Here is a 1,106-nt window from a genome sequence, read left to right on the forward strand (position 1 = left end):
GGCATTGGTGCATGAAAGCGGCATTGGACACGATCGGGTCTTTGATGTCGCCTCCTATGTCGGCCTTGCCAGGCAGCGAACGGAGTCCGGGCGTGCGCACGCGGTCATGCGATTGAGAACGAGGCAGCCGATGGCGACATCGGTCTGCTGAGCGGGAAAGGAGCGCGCCCGAAGGCGCCGTCCGCTCACCCCCTTGTATCGCCCGATAGCCGTCTCGATCAGGGCGCGCTTGCCGTAACCGGTGGACGCCTGCCATTCCAGCCTTCCGTCATTGGCGATCGCCCTGATGTGACCATCTCTTTGACCGGGTGGTCCAGTATCATCGCTCTCCACCGCCGTGACGCGTGGCGGAATGACAATTCTTGCGGTGGCGCTGTGTTGCAGGACAGGTAGGTTGGGTCGCCGTCATAGGCTCCATCGGCCGTGAACCGGTCGATCTCGGCGTCGATCCGATCAAGCAGTGGCTCGACCTGCGAGGGATCGTCGGTGTCCTGGTCGGTCAGACAATGGGCGACGATCTTGCCGCTGTCGGCATCCAGCGCCAGATGAAGTTTGCGCCACTGGCGGCGTGCTCTGGCCCCATGCTTTTCTGCAAGCCATTGTCCGGCGCCGTAGACTTTCAATCCGGTGCTGTCGACCAGCACATGCAGCGCGCCGTCCACCGGATGCCGCTGCCGGCTGACCCGCGGCGCCCATCTCTGAGCCCAGCGGCTCAACGTCGTATGATCGGGAACCGGCAGATCAAGACCCATCAGATCGAGCAGCGAGATAAATCAATCCCTCGCTCTGGCGCAGGCGGAGCCCGAAGAACCCCAGTGTCAGGACGGTCTCGATGGCGAGATCGGTATAGCGAGGCTGGCCGCCGCGCGTCGTGCGCCGTGGAGCTTGCCATCCGGCCAGTGCTTCTTCTGTCACCCACAGCGTCAGGCTGCCGCGCTGCCGAAGACCCGCCTCGTATTCCGCCCAGTTCATCACCTTGAATTTCATCTTCGGGATCCGGTGACGGCGGCTGGCATTATGTTTGTAGGGCATCAGAAGATCATGTCATTGACGATCTCGCCGGCCTATCGGCAAACCCTTGAAAAATGATCCACGCACCAAAGCTG

The 1,106-nt window shown here is 62.1% G+C and carries 1 pseudogene; it reads right to left on the minus strand.

The window, feature by feature from the left end:
- Positions 1-54: 54 nt before the first annotated feature.
- Positions 55-1,032 (minus strand): annotated as a pseudogene (locus CKW40_RS42280) (IS5 family transposase).
- Between the last annotated feature and the right edge of the window lie 74 nt (positions 1,033-1,106).

It is taken from the genome of Mesorhizobium carmichaelinearum, from assembly GCF_900199455.1.
GTDB lineage: Bacteria > Pseudomonadota > Alphaproteobacteria > Rhizobiales > Rhizobiaceae > Mesorhizobium > Mesorhizobium carmichaelinearum.